Genomic DNA, 17,865 nt, shown 5'->3' on the forward strand with positions numbered 1-17,865 from the left:
GCTAGACGGAACATTTGCGGAACGCAATTGCCAATGCGACGTCGAGTGTGCACAAGCATGGGCGATGCGGCAAAAAGAACTTCGGATCGCGCTTGTCTGCTACGGCGGGGTCAGCTTGGCGGTCTATATGCACGGGGTCACACGCGAATTGTGGCACCTTGCGCGCGCCAGTCGCGATTATCATTCGGGTGCACCCTCTTCATCCGGTGTCGATGCGGTCTATCGCGAAATGCTCGGCGCGATCGAGGAGGATCACGAACTCCGCCTGCGGATCATCCCTGACATCATGAGCGGTGCGAGCGCGGGCGGGATCAACGCCGTTTTCCTCGCGCAGGCCATTCATTCCGGGCAAAGCCTCGAACCACTGACGGACCTCTGGCTCGAAGTGGCCGATGTGGATGAGCTGACCGATCCCGACGCCCGACTGCGGTGGCGCGGAGGCAAGTTCTGGGCGCAGCCGCTCGCGACCTTCCTACTCAGCCGTCCGGGCACCGAGATTGCCGAAGAAGTCGCTCCGGAAACCCGCGCCGAAGTGAGGCGCAAGGTATCGCATCTCATCCGCGGGAGGTGGTTCGAGCCGCCGTTTTCCGGCCTCGGCTTCTCGAAACTGCTCGAGCGCGCCTTCAGCGCCATGGCCGATGCGCCGGTCGAGGCTCCCTTGCTGCCTCCCGGCCATCCGCTTGACCTGTTCGTCACGACGACCGATTTTCACGGCTATCTGGAGCTCCTTCGCCTAAACAGTCCGCCGGTGGTTGAGGATACCGAACACCGCCTGCCTATCTCGATGCGCAGCAGGGTGCCCGGCACTGGCGGGAAAGATCTCGCCAATCCGCTGGAGCTGGTCTTTGCCGCGCGGGCTACGGCGAGCTTTCCGGGCGCCTTCCCGCCGCTCAAGATCGAGGAAATCGACCGGCTGGCGAAGGACAGTGGCCGCGACTGGCATAGCCGGGAGGAATTTCTCGACACCATCATGCCCATCCACGTCATGCGCGGCGATACCGATACCGTGTCGCTGATCGATGGCTCGGTACTGGTGAACAAGCCTTTTGGCGGAGCCATGGCCGCGCTGCGCGGAAGGCCGGCCCAGCGCGAGGTCGACCGCCGTTTCGTCTATGTCGACCCGCGCCCCGACAGGTTCGGTTCGCGCGACGAGCGTGCATCGCGCGACGTGGGGTTCTTTTCGGCCATATTCGGTTCGCTTTCGACTATCCCGCGCGAACAGCCCATCCGGGACAACCTCGAACAATTGGACGAACAGAGCCGCGAGGCGGAGCGATTGCAGCGGATCGTCGCCGCGCTGCGACCCGAAGTCGACGCCACCGTTGAACGGCTGTTCGGCCGCACGCTGTTCCTCGACCGGCCGACGCCCAAGCGGCTGAAAGCCTGGCGCCAGAAAGCACAGCAGGCTGCGGCGGAGCAGGCGGGTTACGCCTTTCACTCCTACGCGCAGGCAAAACTCAGCGGCATCGTCTCGCGCCTCGCGAAGCTGGCATACGATGCAGCACCATCGCTCCACCTGCCCGATCATCTTGCGGTCGAGGAAGTCCTCCGCGAGGAATTGCTGCGCCGCGGGCTCACGACGCTGTCGAGCGGAAACGGCGGAGCGACCAGCGAAGCGATCGGGTTCTTCCGCGAACACGATATCGGCTTTCGCATCAGGCGTTTGCGTCTGCTCGCCCGCAGGCTGGCGCGCGATTGGGAAGCCGATCCCGAGATCTCCGATGACGCTCTCGAACACGGCCGGGATGCGATCTATTCCATCCTTTCGCTATATTTCGAGAAGGAAGGCCTCGCCTCGCTTGGCGATGATTTCCACGACGTGGCGCAGAGTGTGCTGGGCGATCCGGGCACGGTGCTCGACACGATCGAAAGCAAGCGCCTGCTGATCGATACCGACGACAAGGCGGAGGAGATGCTGGCGGAGGCGCTACAGGCGATGCCGGCCAATCTGAAACGGCGGATGCTTTTCGCCTACCTCGGTTTCCCGTTTTACGACGTCGCCACATTGCCGCTGCTGCGAAATGAAGGCTTCACAGAATTCGATCCGGTGAAGGTAGACCGCATTAGCCCGGACGACGCGCGCAGCATTCGCGAGGGCGGAACACGGGCCACATTGCGCGGGATCGAGTTCTACAATTTCGGTGCGTTCTTCAGCAGGTCCTATCGCGAGAACGATTACCTGTGGGGTCGCCTGCACGGGGCGGAGCGGATGATCGATCTGGTCTGTTCCACTGTAGACCATGCTCCGGGCGAATTGGTCGTCAGGAGTTTCAAGAAGAAGGCGTTTCTTGCCATCCTGGACGAAGAAGAGGCCGCAGGGCGGTGCGCCCGCGGCCTCCTCGATCAGATACGTTCCGAAGTCCTCGAACGCCTGGTCTAGCCGCCGAACACGTCCTTGATCTTGTTGAAGAAACCCCTGCTTTCGGGGCATTCGTCGCCGGTCTCTGTATCGCGGAATTGCTCGAGGATTTCGCGCTGCTGCTTGCTCAGCTTGGTCGGGGTTTCGACGGCAATTTCCACCACCATATCCCCGCGACCGCGGCCCTGGAGGATGGGCATCCCCGCGCCGCGCTGACGCAGTTGCTTGCCTGACTGGATACCGGCCGGAATTTCGAGCGTGATTTCCTCGCCATCCAGGCCGGGAATATCGATCGAACCGCCAAGAGCAGCCTTGGTAAAGCTGATCGGCACACGTGTTGCCAGCGTCGTTCCTTCGCGCACGAAGATCGGATGCTGCTTTACGTGGACGAAAATGTAGAGATCGCCCGGCGCCGCGCCGCGCGGTCCGGCTTCGCCCTTGCCCGACAGGCGAATACGCGTGCCGGTATCGACGCCAGGCGGGATGTCGATTTCGATCTTTTGCGGAACGTCGACCTGACCCTCGCCGCGGCAGTCCCTGCAGGGGCTGGTGATGATCTCGCCATCGCCATGGCAATTGGGACAGGGGCGTTCGACGACGAAGAAGCCCTGCTTTGCACGCACCTTACCCTGGCCCGAGCACAGGTTGCAGGTCCGCTTCTGGGTGCCCGGCGTCGCGCCGCTGCCGTGACAGGTTTCGCACGAGCGGCTGACTTCGATTTCGATCTCGGTCGATTTGCCGTCGAAAGCCTCTTCGAGAGTGACCTCCATGTCGTAGCGCAGGTCCGCCCCGCGACGCGGCTGCGCCCGGACTCCGCCACCGAAGGCGCTGCCGAAAATGGTTTCGAAAATATCGCCGATATCGCCGAAATCGGCGCCCGGGTGGCCGTGGCCGCCCCCGCCCTGCATTCCCTGCGTGAAGGCCTCGTGACCGAAACGGTCGTAGGCTGCGCGTTTCTGCGGGTCCTTGAGGCATTCATAGGCGGCGCTGACCGCCTTGAAGGTGTTCTCGCTTTCGGTGCATCCCGGATTGCGGTCCGGATGATGCTTCATCGCGAGCTTGCGGTAAGCGGACTTGATCGTCGCGCCATCCGCGTCCCGGCTTACGCCGAGCAATTCGTAAAAGTCGATTTCAGTAGCTGACATGATGATCCCGCCTGCTGAAAATCCAACCGCCACCGGCGCGTTTCGCACCGATGGCGGTCGAGGTTTTCATCAGGAGCCTTAGTTCTTCGCGTCTTCGTCGACTTCGGAGAATTCGGCATCGACGACTTCTTCGTCACTGCCTGCATCGCCGCCGTCTTCGCTCGGAGCATCGGCCGAAGCCTTGGCCTGCTCCTGCTCGTAGATCGACTGACCCATCTTCATCGCGCTCTGCGACAGGTCCTGGGCCTTGGCGTTGATGTCTGCTGCATCGTCACCTTCAAGAGCGGTCTTGAGCGCCGCGACCTTCTCTTCGACTTCGCTCTTCAGCGAAGCGTCGATCTTGTCGCCATGCTCTTCGAGCTGCTTCTCGGTGGCGTGGACGAGGCTGTCGGCCTGGTTGCGGGCCTCGGCACCTTCCTTGCGCTTCTTGTCTTCGTCCGCGAACTTTTCCGCGTCCTGGACCATCTGCTCGATGTCGGCATCGGTCAGACCGCCGGATGCCTGGATCCGGATCTGCTGCTCCTTGCCGGTGCCCTTGTCCTTGGCACTGACGTTCACGATGCCGTTGGCGTCGATGTCGAAGGTCACCTCGATCTGCGGCACGCCTCGCGGTGCTGCGGGAATGCCCACGAGGTCGAACTGGCCGAGCAGCTTATTGTCGGCGGCCATCTCGCGTTCGCCCTGGAACACGCGGATCGTCACGGCCTGCTGGTTGTCTTCAGCGGTCGAATAGGTCTGCGTCTTCTTGGTCGGGATCGTGGTATTGCGATCGATCATGCGCGTGAACACGCCGCCGAGCGTTTCGATACCCAGCGAAAGCGGGGTCACGTCGAGCAGCAGCACGTCCTTCACGTCGCCCTGGAGGACGCCGGCCTGGATGGCAGCACCCATGGCCACGACTTCATCGGGGTTCACGCCGGTGTGCGGCTTGGAACCGAAGAAGCCTTCGACCACTTCGCGCACCTTGGGCATGCGGGTCATGCCGCCGACCATGATGACTTCGTCGATCTCGTCCTTGGAGACACCGGCATCGGCCAGAGCCTTCTTGCACGGCTCGAGCGTGCGCTGGATGAGGTCGCCGACCATCTTTTCGAGGTCCGAGCGACTGATCGTTTCGACAAGGTGCAGCGGGGTGGACGAACCACCTTCCATGCGTGCCGTGATGAACGGCAGGTTCACCTCGGTGGTCTGGGCCGAGCTCAGCTCGATCTTGGCCTTTTCCGCCGCTTCCTTGAGGCGCTGCAGAGCGAGCTTGTCGGTCCGCAGGTCCATGTTTTCCTTCTTCTTGAACTGGTCGGCCAGCCATTCGACGATTGCGCTGTCGAAGTCTTCACCGCCCAGGAAGGTGTCGCCGTTGGTCGACTTCACTTCGAAGACGCCGTCGCCGATTTCCAGGATGGAAACGTCAAAAGTACCGCCGCCAAGGTCGTAGACTGCGATGGTCTTGCCATCTTCCTTGTCGAGACCGTAGGCGAGCGCGGCCGCAGTCGGCTCGTTGATGATGCGCAGCACTTCGAGACCCGCGATCTGGCCGGCATCCTTGGTTGCCTGGCGCTGCGCGTCGTTGAAGTATGCGGGAACGGTGATGACGGCCTGTTCGACTGTCTCGCCAAGATAGCTCTCGGCGGTTTCCTTCATCTTCTGGAGTATGAAAGCGGAAATCTGGCTGGGCGAATATTCTTCGCCGCCTGCCTTGACCCATGCATCGCCGTTCTTGCCCTTGACGATGTCATAGGGGACCAGTTCGGTGTCCTTCTTGGTCACCGGGTCATCGAAACGGCGGCCGATGAGGCGCTTCACCGCGAAAACCGTGTTGTCCGGATTGGTCACGGCCTGGCGCTTGGCCGGCTGACCGATGAGGCGTTCGCCGTCCTTGGTGAAGGCGACGATCGAAGGCGTGGTACGCGCGCCTTCGGAATTTTCGATGACCTTCGGCTTGCCGCCGTCCATCACGGCGACGCAGCTGTTGGTGGTGCCGAGGTCGATACCGATTACTTTAGCCATGGTTTCCCCATAAGTTTCACATTGTTGGACACCGCGCGTCTGGTCCCCCACGAGAGGCAGAACCGGTCGGCGGCTCATTCGAGTGGTGTGTTACCCGAGCGATATAGGTGCGGTTTCTCTTGGCACAAGGGAGGTCCCCCGCTAGTTTTTTGCGCCATCAACAGGAGGGAATTTCCACGATGATCAAACCCGTTTTCGCCGCCGCACTTCTCGCGGGCTCCAGCCTTGCCCTCGTCGCTTGCGGAGGCGCGGAAGAAGAAGCGCAGTCCTCGGCTACAAGCGACGCGGCCGGTCTGGAGATTGCAAACGCACGCTTGGTCCTGCCTGCGGTCGCCGGGAATCCCGCCGCAATCTATTTCGATCTCACCAACAATGGCGATCGCGGCGTTGCCGTGCGCAAGGCCGAAGTCGACGGTGCGGGCAAGACCGAAGTCCACGGCACGATGGAATGGGACGGCAAGATGGAAATGAGCGAGACCGGCCCGCAGGCGGTGCAGGCCGGTGCCACCCTGAAATTCGAACCGGGCGGCCTTCACGTCATGGTGTTCGACCTCTCGGATGATCTCGTCGCCGGTAGCGAGACCGCGATGACCCTCACCGTTGCAGGTGGCAAGTCCGCCACCTTCACAGTGCCTATCCAGGCAGCCGGGGATGAGCGCTGAGCGACCCGCGCGACACGCTTAACATAGAAAGCCACGATGGCGCCGTTCCCGCAACCTGCGAGATCGGCGGCCAGCGGCCTCTTACCGACGGGGAAATAGCGCTTGCGAAAAGCGTTTTCGGGACGGCAATCGACTATGCGCGCGTCACGATCCGGCGGCGCAAGTGGTTTCCTTTCCAGCCCCGCCGGGTGACGATGGCGCCCAGGGGCCATGTTCATTTCCACCCCGCATCGGAGCACTACTGCGACGATTTTTCGACCGCCAGCCTCAGGCGGCAGGGGCTCTTCATTCACGAGATGGTCCACGTCTGGCAGACCCAGAGCCGAGGGGAATGGTATCTGGTGACCAAACGTATGCCGTGGGCACGATACGACTATTCGCTGAAGCCGGGATGGCCCCTTGAACGATACGGGATCGAACAGCAGGCAGAGATCGTCAAACACGCCTTCTGGCTGCGTAACGGGATGAAAATCGCGGGTGTCCGCGACAAATCAGCCTATGACCTGCTGGTCAATTTTCCGGGTGCTGCGGCATGACTTTTCTGATCCGCGACTTTAGGGCAGGCGACGAAGCCGCCTTCGCGGCGCTCAACCTGCGCTGGATCGAAGAATATTTCGGCGTCGAGGAGAGCGACCGGCGCCAGCTTGAAAATCCGGTCACCTCGCTACTCGACCCCGGCGGAGCCATCGTTCTTGCCGAAGTGGACGGCCGTGTGGTCGGTTGCGGGGCGCTTGCCGTGCCGCATGAACCCGCATCCGACGGGCGAAAGTGGCTTGAGGTCGTTAAAATGGCGACTGACCCCTCGGCGCAGGGATCCGGCCTCGGATCCGCCATCCTCGATCGCCTCATCGAAATTGCGCGAGAGCGCGGCGCGGATGCTCTCTGGCTGGAGACCAACTCCCGACTTGAGGCGGCCACCCGCCTCTATCGCCGCAAAGATTTCCGTTCCCTCGAGCCACATGAAGTGCGCCATACGCCTTATGCGCGGTGCAACTTGCAAATGGTGCGCGTTCTCTGAGCAGGGTGCGGCTATCCACACCCTATCTTGAGCAAACCGGTTTCAATGGATACTAATGCACGCATTGACCGAGCGGCCCAACCCGCGCTCGGCGATGAGTCATCACAATGGAGCTTAAAGACTACGGTATGAGCCGCGAGCGCGGCTACCTTTCGCATTACGAGATCGACGAGATCACGCTTCCCCGACAATTCGACGCAACCGTGAAAGCGGCCGGCATATTGTCGGCATTGCTCACCTCGGGCCGCGTCCGTCATTTCCTCGACGCCCTGCCCGATCCCGATATTTCGGAATGGGTGAAGAGCGCTCCGGAGGAAGAGGTCCGCACCGCCATGGTGCACTATTCCTTCCTGGTTCAGGCCTATGTCTGGGGCGAAGCGGAACCACCCAAGCATCTTCCCGCCAATCTGGCCCGCCCGATGTGCGCATTGTCCGAGCGCCTCGGCCAGGCGCCGCTCCTCCCCTATTCCGGCTATGTGCTCGACAATTGGTACCGGCTCGAGAAGTCGGGGCCGATCACGCTCGATAACATCGCCATGCACCAGAACTTCCTGTGCGGCGCCGACGAGAACTGGTTCGTCCTCGTCCATGTGGCGATCGAAGCGGAAGCAGGCGTCCTGCTCGACAATGCGGCGAAGCTGGTGACAGTCGCCAAGGAAGGCGACGAGGAAGAAGCCACCCGCCTTCTCAGGGAGATGGACGAGGCGTGGGAGCGGATTTACGGCCATTTCGCCCGCATGCCAGAGCAGTGCGATCCCTATATCTACTTCCACCGCGTGCGGCCCTATATCCACGGCTGGGCGAACAACCCTGCCTTGAAGGACGGCGGCCTGGTCTACGAAGGGATCGAGCGTTTCGAGGGTAAGCCGCAGGCTCTGCGCGGCCAGACCGGATCGCAGTCCTCTATCGTCCCGGCGATGGATGCGCTCTTCCAGGTCGGCCACAGCGACGATCCGCTCAAGAGTTTCCTCGACGAGCTGCATCATTACCGCCCGGTCGAGCACCGCCGCTTCATCGAGGATCTGGCAGCGCAGTCGACACTGCGGGACTTCGTGTCCGCAAGCGACAATGCCGAACTCAAGGCGGCCTTCAACGCCTGCCTCGAACAATCCGCCCGCTTCCGCACCCGCCATCTTGAGTATGCGGCGAGCTACATCAACAAGCAGGCGGGCAGCATTGCCGGCAACGATCCCGATGTTGGTACGGGCGGTACGCCCTTCATGAAGTACCTCAAGAAACACCGCGACGAGAACCGGGCCCAACTGGTCGGCTGACGCTACTTTCCGGCCCGGCGGGGATGGCAATTCCTCGCCGGGCCGTTCAGCATGATGCAAGGTCGCACCCTCATGGTGTACCGGACGCAAGGTGGGAGATAGAAATGAAACGGTCCAGCTCGGTTCTGGTGGCGGCTGGAGCCCTGCTTTCCCTTACCGGCGAGCCGGCCCTTGCCGACGAAGCTCCAGCTGGTGCCGAACTGGTTGTACAGGCGCTGGGCAAAGCGAGGGAAGCCTCCCCAGAGATAGAGATCGCCTCATTCGGGTGCACTTCCGACCAGCGCATGATTGCCTGGATCGAAGGCGACCGCCTCTACTATCCATGCATGATGAACGAGCTGGTCCATGACCGTTTCGATGCCGCGATGCTCGTCAACCTACTGCTCGTGGAGCCCGTCACCGAAGCGCTGGATCGCCCGAAAGGCGACCCCTCCCTTGCCGAGAATGCAGCCGCCATCGGGGCAGCGGCAATCGGGGCTGGTCTCGACGGCGATACCGATGCCAAGCGGGTTGATCGCTATTACCGCGAAACGCCGAGCGAGCCCAACCCTCCGCTCGCGCGCTTTTATCCGCGCAACTCGGACACTTTCCGTGCGGAAGTGTCGCGGGTCGACGATCTTCGTGACCGGGCACGTCGCAGCGAGGCGACTGACGAGCGGATGCAGGAAAGACTGCAAGAACGCCGCCGTGAGGAACGCGAAGTCAAAGCCCAGTACCAATCCGTCACGGATTTCCTGAACCTTTCGAGAGCGCAGGACTTCTGCCCTGCCGATGGCCGAGCTTTCCTTGCAAGGGCGGTGGAATTTTCCACCAGCCCGCGCCCGGACGACCGGATGGTTGGCCTGTGGGCGGACGACCGGCGACAAGCGCTGCAGTCCTATCTCAACGACGTCTCGCTGTGCCGCTGATGCGCCTCAATCGTAGGTGACGCCTTCGAGCCCCTGTCCCCCGTCGGCAATGAATGCATCGATCCGGGCTTCGAGGGCCGGAAGCGGGACGGAACCCAGCGACAGCACGACATCGTGAAACTTGCGAATATCGAAGCGGTCTCCAAGCGCGTTTTCGGCTTTTGCCCGGACCCTGCGTATCGTCATCTCACCAAGCTTGTACGCCAGCGCCTGACCCGGCCAGCTGATGTAGCGATCGATCTCGGTTTCGACCTCACGATCGGATAGCGCGGTATGACTGGCGAGATAGTCAATCGCCTGATCGCGGGTCCAACCATTCTGATGAATGCCGGTATCAATCACTAGCCGCGCAGCGCGCCACATCTCGTAGCTGAGCTTGCCGAACCGCTCGTAAGGGGTGCGGTAAATGCCCATCTCTTCGCCGAGATACTCGGTGTAGAGGCCCCACCCCTCGCCGAAGCCCGAGAAATATGTCTGGCGCCGGAAGCGCGGCGCATCGTCGCGCTCCAGCGCAATTGCCGCCTGGAAGCTGTGGCCCGGCGCGCATTCGTGCATCGTGAGTGCGGGGATATTGTAGACGGGCCGCGAAGGCAGGTCGTGCGTGTTGATCTGGCAGTATTCCAGCCCGCCCCGTCCGGCAGTGTAGAAGGGGGCGATGGCCGGATCGACCGGCCGAATGCCATGGCGATACCGCGGCAGGAAGCCGAAGTAATCGCTCAGCCGGTCATCGACGCGCTTTGCGGTGTAGGCCGCCACCCCCATCAGCTCGTCGGGGGTATCAGCTACGAATTGCGGATCGGTCCTCAGGAAGGTGATGAACTGCTCAAGGGTGCCATCGAAGCCGGCCTCATCCTTGACCTGCTCCATTTCCGCCTTGATCCGGGCCACCTCTTCAAGACCAATGGCGTGGATTTGCTCAGCGGTCAGATCGAGCGTCGTGTACTGGCGGATTTGCTGCGCGTAATAGGCACGTCCCTCGGGGAATTCGCTGGCTCCGATCGTCGATCTGGCGCGCGTCAGATAGTCATCACGGAAGAACTGCAAGAGCGCCGCATAAGCCGGAGTGACATGGTCGCCGATGGCCTCTCGCGCCTCCGCGCGTAGCCGATGCTGCTCGGCTTCAGGGATCGAGGCAGGCATCGCCTCGAAAGGTCTCCAGAACAGGCTTGTTTCCGGTTCCTCGACCACGAATGCCTCGATAGACGCGTCGCGGCCTTCCAGGGTTACAGCTGGAACGCTGAAACCGCGATCCAGCCCGGCGCGCGCATTGGCGGTGTGTTCCGCGAAATATCGTGGCAGATCCCTCATCCGGCCGATGTAGTTTTCGTAGTCTTCAACCGAGGTGAAAGGAGTGGTTCCGGCGAGGTATGACCAGAAGTTAGAATCGCTGTTGAGGGGCATTTCCCATTCGGCGAACCGGGCATCTCCGATCTCCGCTTCGAGCAGGGTCCTCAAAACCAGCGCGTTGGTCCGCGCTTCCTTGCCTAGAGGTTGGCTTTCAAGCGCCTGCAGCTGCTGCAGCAATTCGGCATATCGAGTAGCGCGGTCACGTTGTGCGACAGGTGTAACCGCTGGCAGGCGGTTCCCCTGCCGGGTCTGGCCGCTCTCGGTTTCGACGAGTTCGTACGTGTCGAGCTGGTAATCGTAAAATGCGTCAGTCAAAGCCGCCAGACGCTCGTCCGCGCTATCCTGGGCCGAGGCCGGCGAAATGGCAGCGATGAGAACCGCCGCTCCAAGCATTGCAGTTCTCATCACAGATCCACTTCTAAATATCAGTCGGGTTTCTTCGCGACGCCAACCATTGCCGGACGCAGCAGGCGATCCTTGATCATGTAGCCAGCCTGCATTTCCTGCACGATGGTTCCGGCATCGACCTCGTCGGTCGGGATTTCCATCATGGCCTGGTGCTGGTTGGGATCGAGCGGCATGCCCTTGGCTGCGATGCGCGTGATGCCGTTCTGGTTGAACACCTTTTCAAGCTCGCGCTGGGTGGCTTCGATACCGGCGATGAAGCCCTTGAGCTTCTCGTCCTCGCGCTGTTCTGCGGGAATGGCATCGAGTGCCCGGGCCAGATTGTCCGCCACGCTCAGGATATCGCGGGCGAACCCGGTCGCCGCGTAATTGCGGGCGTCCTGGACATCCTTTTCCATCCGGCGGCGCACGTTCTGCGTTTCCGCACGGGCATAAAGAGCGTCCTGCTTGGCCGCTTCCAGATCACCGCGCAGGCTCGCCAGCGCTTCGTCGAGGGCTTCTTCGGCAGCGTCTTCTTCGCCACCCTTGTCACGCAGGTGTTCCGGCACGCCTTCCATCTCGCGCGCTACTTCTTCATCGACCGCCTTGTCCTGCGGTTCGTTCGTGTTCTCGTTGCTCACTTGTAAACCCTGTCAGCCTAATCTTTTGCCCAAGGAACGGGCCGTGAAATCAACCATGGGGACGACACGGGCGTAATTCAACCGAGTTGGCCCGATGACCCCCAGCACCCCGACCACCTTTCCCTCGCGATCGCGGTAGGGCGATGCGATGACCGATGATCCGGACAGCGAGAACAGCCGGTTCTCGCTACCGATGAAAATTCGCATTGCGTCGGCATCGCGGGCGTTTTCGAGAAGCGTCGCCACCGACTGCTTGTTTTCGAGATCGTCCAGCAAGGAGCGCACGCGTTCGATATCGCTCAGCGCGCTCTCGTCCAGCAGATTGGCCTGCCCGCGCACGATAAGGACCGGGCGCTCGGCCGTGTCGGTGGTCCATGTCGCGATGCCGCGCGACACCAGATCGCGACTGGCCTCGTCCAATGCGCTGCGTCCGCCGGAAATCTCCTGTTCGACTACAGCGGCCGCCTCGGCGAGTGTCCGCCCGGACGAGCGCGCCGTGAGGTAATTGCTCGCCTGTTCCAGCGACACGCCAAGCACGGCAGTAGGAACGGAGAGTATGCGGTTTTCGACATGGCCGTCCTCTCCCACCAGCACGGCCAGAACGCGGTTCGCGTCGAGCGCGGTGAGCGACACCTGTGAGAGGCGCGGCTCCCTTCTTGGCACCATGACCATGCCCGCGGCACCCGAAAGGTCCGAAAGGAGCGCGCTTGTTTCTTCCAGCGCGCGCTCGATCGGGCCGGGCTCGGCAAGGCGCTTCTCGATGGCCGCCCGCTCCTGTGCGGTCGGTTCGGCGACCTGCATCATCGCATCGACGAAGAGGCGTAGCCCGCTTTCCGTCGGCATCCGCCCCGCACTGGTGTGAGGGGCCGCGAGCAGGCCGCGTTGTTCCAGTTCCGCAAGGACAGAACGGATGGACGCGGGCGACAGGCCGACACCGCCCTCGCCCGCCAGCGCCTTCGAGCCGACAGGAGTGCCGGTATCGAGATAGCCTTCCACCACGAGGCGGAATATCTCCCGCGCGCGGTCGGACAGATCGGAAAGCGGAGGGCCGTTCATGCCTTCTATCTAACCACTCCACTTGCGGCCTCAAGGCCCATCGGCCAAAGCCTCCACTGAGATTCGACTGAATTGGAGAATGGAATGCGACCTTCAGGACGCGCGCCCGATGAAATGCGCGCCATCACTATCGAGACCGGTTACACCAAGCACGCAGAAGGCAGCTGCCTCATCAGCTTCGGCGAAACGCGGGTTCTGTGCACGGCATCGGTCGAAGAACGCATCCCGCCATGGCTTCGCGGCAAGGGAGAAGGCTGGGTCACCGGTGAATACTCCATGCTGCCGCGCGCGACCCACACGCGCGGTCAGCGCGAAGCGGCCAAGGGCAAACAGAGCGGACGAACGCAGGAAATCCAGCGGCTTATCGGGCGCAGCTTGCGTGCAGTCGTAGATATGAAGAAGCTTGGCGAGCGCCAGATCACGCTCGATTGCGATGTCATCCAGGCGGATGGCGGGACGCGCACCGCTTCGATTTCGGGCGCGTGGGTCGCGCTGCGGCTGGCCGTCGACGGCCTGATGAAATCGGGCGACATCGTGGAAGATCCGATCACCGCCAAGGTCGCTGCCATTTCCTGCGGGGTCTACAAGGGCACTCCGGTGCTCGACCTCGATTATCCTGAGGACAGCAACGCCGACGCCGATGCCAATTTCGTCCTGATCGAAGGCGGCAAGATCGCCGAGGCACAGGCCACGGCGGAAGGCGCCCCCTATGACGAGGAAGCCTTCCTTCGCTTGCTCCGACTTGCACAGATGGGCTGTGCACAAGTGTTCAAGGCACAGGACGAGGCAACCCGCAAATGACCCGTCGGCTCGGTTCGGGCAGCCTCGTGATCGCGACGCATAATGCCGGCAAACTCAAGGAAATCTCGGCTTTGCTCGCGCCTTACGGTGTGAAGTGCATTTCCGCTGGATCGCTTGGCCTGCCCGAACCGCCCGAGACAGGCACCACCTTCGTGCAGAACGCCTTGCTCAAGGCCCGCGCGGCGGCAGAGGCATCGGGCCTGCCCGCCCTCGCCGATGACAGCGGGCTTTCGGTCGATGCGCTCGACGGACGCCCCGGCGTTTACACGGCAGACTGGGCCGAACGGCAGCATTTCGAAGGCGAACCCGGCCGCGACTGGTACATGGCGATGGGCAAGGTCGAGGGCATGCTGCAGGAAAAAGGGGCGGATGTGGATCGCTCATCCGCATTCCATTGCGTCCTCGCCCTCGCCTGGCCCGATGGAGAGCACGCGGTCTACGAGGGGACGGTCCCCGGCACACTGACGTGGCCGCCGCGCGGAGGAATGGGTTTCGGATACGATCCGGTGTTCGTGCCCAAGGGACGCGACCTGACCTTTGCGGAGATACCGCCGGAGGAGAAGCACGCCATCAGCCACCGTGCCGACGCATTCGCAAAACTGGTGGCGGAGCAGTTCGGCTAATACGCCATGCGGCCCCAGACATTGCCCGCCGGGTAATAACGGCAGACGAGGACATCCCAACCCCGGTCGGTAACGACTGCGCAGCCGACCTCCTGCGTATCGCGCCAGATCACCTGCGTGTAATGCGCGACATCGGCCCACTGACCGGTGTGCGAAATCTCTGGAAATCGTCCGTGCCGATAATGGCGTTTTTCATCGATGAACATGCCGACCATCGTGTCGACAGGCCAAGCGTCTGCGGTCCCCATCCAGAGGTTCTCGCCCGTACCGCTGCGCACCGATGCATCGGCGTGCTCGAGGCGTCCCTTGCGGGCGAGCTTGTGCCCCCAGTCTTTCGCTTCAAGCGCAAGCTGCGGACTCCAGCGAAGCATCGGAAGTCCCAATTGCTCGCGTTCGCGGTTATGAAGATGAAGAATGCGGCCGGCATGGCGATCGGTCGCGCCGTCGCGTTCACCGGAATCGTGCATTCGCGCGGTAGACGCAGCAGCGCCGCCAGCGCTTGCAGCGACACCGACACCCGTGGCACATAGCAGTCCCAATGCGGCGATAGCTGTCGCGTAGAGTTTCATGCCTTCCATGCCTCCGCTTAAAACGGAGCTGGCTTAATTTTCAATGAAAGCGCCCCTTGGCCAAAGCCCTCTACATTCACTGGCCCTTCTGCCTCGCAAAATGTCCCTATTGCGACTTCAACAGCCACGTCCGTGAGCGGACGGATATGGACGTCTGGGAACGCGCCTTGCTAAGCGACTTGCGTGCCGAAGCAGGCCAGAACAGATCTCAGGAAAAGCTCGCAAGTATCTTTTTTGGCGGGGGAACTCCGTCATTGATGCCACCTACCCTCGTTGAAAAATTCCTGCAGGGGGCAGAGGAAATCTGGGGCTTCGAGGATGGCATTGAAATCACGCTGGAGGGCAATCCATCCTCGGTCGAAGCCGCCAATTTCGCAGCGCTGGCGAGTGCCGGGGTGAACCGTGTCTCGCTTGGCGTTCAGTCCTTACGGGACGAAACGCTCCGGTTTTTGGGCAGGTTGCATGGCGCCGCGGAAGCTATCCACGCTCTTGGTACCGCGCAGAACCATTTCGGCCGCGTTTCGATCGACCTGATCTACGCCCGCCCCGACCAGACAGAGGCCGATTGGCGGCAGGAATTGGACGAGGCGTTGGCACTCGGCACTGATCACCTGTCGCTTTACCAGCTGACGATCGAGCCGACGACGCGTTTCGCAACCGATGTCCGGCGCGGCGTATTCACGCCGCTCGACAATGACCCAGCAGCCGATCTTTTCGCAATGACGCGGGAAAGGACCGCTGCTGCCGGACTGCCGGCCTATGAGATCAGCAATCATGCGCGGCCCGGACAGGAGAGCCGGCATAACCTGACCTACTGGCGATATGAGGACTATCTCGGGATCGGCCCGGGCGCACACGGTCGCCGTGACGGCATAGCAACCTTGCGACACAAGAAACCCGAAAACTACCTTGCCGCGGTAGACCGACAAGGCTCGGGCATCTCGGAGAGCCGCACGCTCACAAAGCACGAACAGGCTTCGGAAGCGCTGCTGATGGGACTGCGCCTTGCGGAAGGGATCGACATGACTTCCCTCTCCAGCCGTTTCGACGTCACGTCCACCACCATGCTCGATGACGCCAAGCTGCGCCTCTATCGCGACCTCGGCCTGGTCTGGAAGAAGGCGGACAGGATTGGCGTCACCGAGGCAGGCATGCCGCTGCTGGACGCGCTGCTCGGTGAATTAGTTTCAGAGGACCTGGTCACAGGATGACCAAGGCGGATTGCCTTCAAGCCTGGCACGACCACCTCTCGCTGGCGCAGCGGCGCTCCGATCACACCGTGCGCGCCTATTCGAAGGCTGCGGAGCGGCTCATGGCGCGCGGCGAATTCGAGACATTCGAGCAGGTCGCAGCTTTGAGCGCAGCCGAATTGCGTAGCCATCTGGCGTCACGCCGCAGCGATGGCCTGTCCAACGCTTCGACTGCAAGGGAGCTTTCCGCGCTCAAGAGCTTCGTGTCCTTTGCCAAGGCGCAGGCGGGTCACGACGTCACGCAGGCTCCGCGCCTGAGGGGACCGCGTATCAAGAAGGGCCTCCCACGCCCGGTGTCACCCGACGATGCAATAGGTTTGGCTGAAACGGTCGACGCGATGGCACTGGAGGATTGGGTCGGCGCGCGCGATCGGGCGGTCCTGCTTTTGCTTTACGGGGCGGGTCTGCGAATTGCCGAAGCCTTGTCGCTGACGGGTTCGGACGTCCCCTTGGGCGAAACACTCACCGTTACGGGCAAAGGCGGCAAGCAAAGGACCGTGCCCATCCTGCCACTGGTCCGCGATGCAATCGCCGAATATTGCACGCTCAATCCCTGGCCACTTGGACCGCGCGATCCCCTGTTCCGTGGGGTGAAAGGGGGCGCGCTTTCGCAAGGCGTTGTCCAGAAAGCCACAGCACGCGCCCGCAAGGCGCTAGGCCTGCCGGACACTGCGACACCGCATGCGCTGAGGCACAGCTTTGCGACCCACCTGCTCGGAGCGGGTGCCGATCTGCGCAGCCTGCAGGAACTGCTCGGGCATGCCAGCCTCGGTTCGACGCAAATCTATACTAAAGTCGATGCCGCCAGTCTGCTCAACACCTATCGCAACGCACATCCACGCGATCGCGATTGATTACATAGCGGCGTGACGTCGCTCGATCGCGTCCCAGATCAGCGCGGGTGTATCGGTCCCGTTGAACTTGTCGATCGCGACGATGCCGGTGGGCGAAGTCACGTTGATCTCGGTCAGGTACTTGCCGCCGATCACATCGATGCCGACGAATACCAGCCCCCTCTTTTTGAGCTCGGGGCCCATCGCCGCGCAGATTTCCTCTTCTCTTTCGGAGAGGCCGGTGGCTTCGGCGTGGCCGCCCTGCGCAAGGTTCGAACGAAACTCACCTTCGCCGGGGAAGCGATTGATTGCACCTGCAAATTCCCCGTCGACCAAGACGATCCGCTTGTCGCCTTCGCTCACTTCGGGGAGGAAGGGCTGGATCATGTGCGGCTCGGGCCAGGTGAGGTCGAACACTTCGCTCAGCGCGGACAGGTTCGTACCCGTCTCGTCGAGCCGGAAAATCGCTTTGCCACCGTTACCATGGAGCGGCTTGATAACGACCGATCCATGCTTTTGCTGGAAGGCCCGCAAATCGTCGAGGTGCCTCGCAATCATCGTCGGCGGCATGAACCGCGCGTAATCGAGGACGAACATCTTCTCCGGCGCGTTAACGACTTCGCGGGGATCGTTGATCACGAGCGTCGTGCCTTTAAGGCGATCCAGCAGGAGCGCAGAGCTGATGTAGCCGAGGTGGAACGGCGGATCCTGCCGCATCAGGACGACATCGATATCCTTAGCGAGGTCGATCCTGCGCCTTTCGCCAGCCGAGAAATGATCGCCTTCCACGCGCTGGACGGTGACCGGCGCGGCATGGGCCGTGATCCGCCCTGCGGGCGTGCCGTCGCTTTCATAGGCGAGCGAGGTGACGTCGTAATGCCAGACCTCGTGCCCCCTCGCCTGTGCGGCTAGCATCAGCGCGAAGCTGCTGTCGCCGGCGATATTGATGCTTTCGAGCGGGTCCATCTGGACGGCGACACGCAGGCCCATT

General features: G+C 62.1%; 17 protein-coding genes. 10 read left to right on the plus strand and 7 right to left on the minus strand.

Annotated elements, in window-relative coordinates; all coding sequences use genetic code 11:
• Positions 1–64 precede the first annotated feature (64 nt).
• The gene (locus GRI34_RS04805; RefSeq protein ID WP_160594970.1) at positions 65–2,380 is read left to right on the plus strand and encodes a patatin-like protein; all 2,316 of its coding nucleotides are present in this window, start codon (positions 65–67) and stop codon (positions 2,378–2,380) included.
• Here GRI34_RS04805 and dnaJ read toward each other — a convergent pair.
• A complete protein-coding gene (gene dnaJ, locus GRI34_RS04810; RefSeq protein WP_160594971.1) occupies positions 2,377–3,504 on the minus strand; it encodes a molecular chaperone DnaJ in 1,128 nt (375 codons plus the stop codon). The two genes, GRI34_RS04805 and dnaJ, sit on opposite strands and share 4 nt — an antisense overlap.
• A 78-nt stretch (positions 3,505–3,582) precedes the next feature.
• Positions 3,583–5,508: a molecular chaperone DnaK gene (gene dnaK, locus GRI34_RS04815; RefSeq protein ID WP_160594972.1), complete on the minus strand. Its 1,926-nt coding sequence runs from the start codon at positions 5,506–5,508 to the stop codon at positions 3,583–3,585.
• Between the two features lie 179 nt (positions 5,509–5,687).
• Here dnaK and GRI34_RS04820 point away from each other — a divergent pair, with 179 nt between their 5' ends.
• From GRI34_RS04820 to GRI34_RS04840, 5 genes are all read left to right on the plus strand, one after another.
• Positions 5,688–6,170 carry a copper chaperone PCu(A)C gene (locus GRI34_RS04820; protein ID WP_160594973.1) on the plus strand — a complete coding sequence of 161 codons (483 nt, stop codon included), beginning with the start codon at positions 5,688–5,690 and terminating at the stop codon, positions 6,168–6,170.
• Positions 6,171–6,232: 62 nt separating this feature from the next.
• The gene (locus GRI34_RS04825; RefSeq protein WP_160596395.1) at positions 6,233–6,706 is read left to right on the plus strand and encodes a vgr related protein; all 474 of its coding nucleotides are present in this window, start codon (positions 6,233–6,235) and stop codon (positions 6,704–6,706) included.
• Entirely contained in the window at positions 6,703–7,188 is a 486-nt protein-coding gene (locus GRI34_RS04830) for a GNAT family N-acetyltransferase (RefSeq protein ID WP_160594974.1), read from the plus strand. The genes GRI34_RS04825 and GRI34_RS04830 overlap by 4 nt, the downstream gene beginning before the upstream one ends.
• A gap of 107 nt (positions 7,189–7,295) precedes the next feature.
• On the plus strand, positions 7,296–8,462 hold the full coding sequence (locus tag GRI34_RS04835) for a PrnB family protein (protein WP_160594975.1): 1,167 nt from the start codon (positions 7,296–7,298) through the stop codon (positions 8,460–8,462).
• Positions 8,463–8,566: 104 nt separating this feature from the next.
• Positions 8,567–9,370 carry a hypothetical protein gene (locus tag GRI34_RS04840; RefSeq protein WP_160594976.1) on the plus strand — a complete coding sequence of 268 codons (804 nt, stop codon included), beginning with the start codon at positions 8,567–8,569 and terminating at the stop codon, positions 9,368–9,370.
• 6 nt (positions 9,371–9,376) lie between these two features.
• On the opposite strand, the gene GRI34_RS04845 is transcribed toward GRI34_RS04840, so the two are convergent.
• The 3 genes from GRI34_RS04845 to hrcA are packed head-to-tail and all read right to left on the minus strand — an operon-like array spanning position 9,377 to position 12,798.
• A complete protein-coding gene (locus GRI34_RS04845) occupies positions 9,377–11,122 on the minus strand; it encodes a DUF885 domain-containing protein (RefSeq protein WP_160594977.1) in 1,746 nt (581 codons plus the stop codon).
• Positions 11,123–11,142: 20 nt separating this feature from the next.
• On the minus strand, positions 11,143–11,742 hold the full coding sequence (gene grpE, locus GRI34_RS04850) for a nucleotide exchange factor GrpE (protein ID WP_090483051.1): 600 nt from the start codon (positions 11,740–11,742) through the stop codon (positions 11,143–11,145).
• A gap of 12 nt (positions 11,743–11,754) precedes the next feature.
• Positions 11,755–12,798: a heat-inducible transcriptional repressor HrcA gene (gene hrcA, locus GRI34_RS04855; RefSeq protein WP_160594978.1), complete on the minus strand. Its 1,044-nt coding sequence runs from the start codon at positions 12,796–12,798 to the stop codon at positions 11,755–11,757.
• Between the two features lie 84 nt (positions 12,799–12,882).
• Here hrcA and rph point away from each other — a divergent pair, with 84 nt between their 5' ends.
• Positions 12,883–13,599 carry a ribonuclease PH gene (gene rph, locus GRI34_RS04860; protein ID WP_090483049.1) on the plus strand — a complete coding sequence of 239 codons (717 nt, stop codon included), beginning with the start codon at positions 12,883–12,885 and terminating at the stop codon, positions 13,597–13,599.
• Positions 13,596–14,222, plus strand: coding sequence for an RdgB/HAM1 family non-canonical purine NTP pyrophosphatase (gene rdgB / locus GRI34_RS04865; protein ID WP_160594979.1), 627 nt, complete (start codon positions 13,596–13,598; stop codon positions 14,220–14,222). The genes rph and rdgB overlap by 4 nt, the downstream gene beginning before the upstream one ends.
• Here the strand turns inward: rdgB and GRI34_RS04870 are convergent.
• Positions 14,219–14,800 (minus strand): CAP domain-containing protein, encoded by a 582-nt coding sequence (locus GRI34_RS04870; protein WP_160594980.1) that lies wholly within the window; start codon positions 14,798–14,800, stop codon positions 14,219–14,221. The genes rdgB and GRI34_RS04870 overlap by 4 nt on opposite strands.
• A gap of 47 nt (positions 14,801–14,847) precedes the next feature.
• Between GRI34_RS04870 and hemW the strand changes: the two genes are divergently transcribed.
• Positions 14,848–16,002 (plus strand): radical SAM family heme chaperone HemW, encoded by a 1,155-nt coding sequence (gene hemW, locus GRI34_RS04875; RefSeq protein WP_160594981.1) that lies wholly within the window; start codon positions 14,848–14,850, stop codon positions 16,000–16,002.
• Positions 15,999–16,895 (plus strand): tyrosine recombinase XerC, encoded by an 897-nt coding sequence (locus GRI34_RS04880; RefSeq protein ID WP_160594982.1) that lies wholly within the window; start codon positions 15,999–16,001, stop codon positions 16,893–16,895. The genes hemW and GRI34_RS04880 overlap by 4 nt, the downstream gene beginning before the upstream one ends.
• Here GRI34_RS04880 and gshB read toward each other — a convergent pair whose 3' ends face one another.
• Positions 16,896–17,864: a glutathione synthase gene (gene gshB / locus GRI34_RS04885; RefSeq protein WP_160594983.1), complete on the minus strand. Its 969-nt coding sequence runs from the start codon at positions 17,862–17,864 to the stop codon at positions 16,896–16,898.
• Position 17,865: the final 1 nt, after the last annotated feature.

The sequence above is a fragment of the Qipengyuania aquimaris genome (genome assembly GCF_009827445.1).
GTDB lineage: Bacteria > Pseudomonadota > Alphaproteobacteria > Sphingomonadales > Sphingomonadaceae > Qipengyuania > Qipengyuania aquimaris.

Coding starts and splice junctions, on each gene's coding strand:
- rdgB (WP_160594979.1), top strand. CDS start 13,596: ATGACCCGTCGGCTCGGTTCGGGCAGCCTCGTGATCGCGACGCATAAT.
- dnaJ (WP_160594971.1), bottom strand. CDS start 3,504: ATGTCAGCTACTGAAATCGACTTTTACGAATTGCTCGGCGTAAGCCGG.
- GRI34_RS04805 (WP_160594970.1), top strand. CDS start 65: ATGCGGCAAAAAGAACTTCGGATCGCGCTTGTCTGCTACGGCGGGGTC.
- GRI34_RS04840 (WP_160594976.1), top strand. CDS start 8,567: ATGAAACGGTCCAGCTCGGTTCTGGTGGCGGCTGGAGCCCTGCTTTCC.
- GRI34_RS04835 (WP_160594975.1), top strand. CDS start 7,296: ATGGAGCTTAAAGACTACGGTATGAGCCGCGAGCGCGGCTACCTTTCG.
- rph (WP_090483049.1), top strand. CDS start 12,883: ATGCGACCTTCAGGACGCGCGCCCGATGAAATGCGCGCCATCACTATC.
- GRI34_RS04880 (WP_160594982.1), top strand. CDS start 15,999: ATGACCAAGGCGGATTGCCTTCAAGCCTGGCACGACCACCTCTCGCTG.
- gshB (WP_160594983.1), bottom strand. CDS start 17,864: ATGGGCCTGCGTGTCGCCGTCCAGATGGACCCGCTCGAAAGCATCAAT.
- dnaK (WP_160594972.1), bottom strand. CDS start 5,508: ATGGCTAAAGTAATCGGTATCGACCTCGGCACCACCAACAGCTGCGTC.
- hrcA (WP_160594978.1), bottom strand. CDS start 12,798: ATGAACGGCCCTCCGCTTTCCGATCTGTCCGACCGCGCGCGGGAGATA.
- GRI34_RS04820 (WP_160594973.1), top strand. CDS start 5,688: ATGATCAAACCCGTTTTCGCCGCCGCACTTCTCGCGGGCTCCAGCCTT.
- GRI34_RS04830 (WP_160594974.1), top strand. CDS start 6,703: ATGACTTTTCTGATCCGCGACTTTAGGGCAGGCGACGAAGCCGCCTTC.
- GRI34_RS04870 (WP_160594980.1), bottom strand. CDS start 14,800: ATGGAAGGCATGAAACTCTACGCGACAGCTATCGCCGCATTGGGACTG.
- GRI34_RS04845 (WP_160594977.1), bottom strand. CDS start 11,122: ATGAGAACTGCAATGCTTGGAGCGGCGGTTCTCATCGCTGCCATTTCG.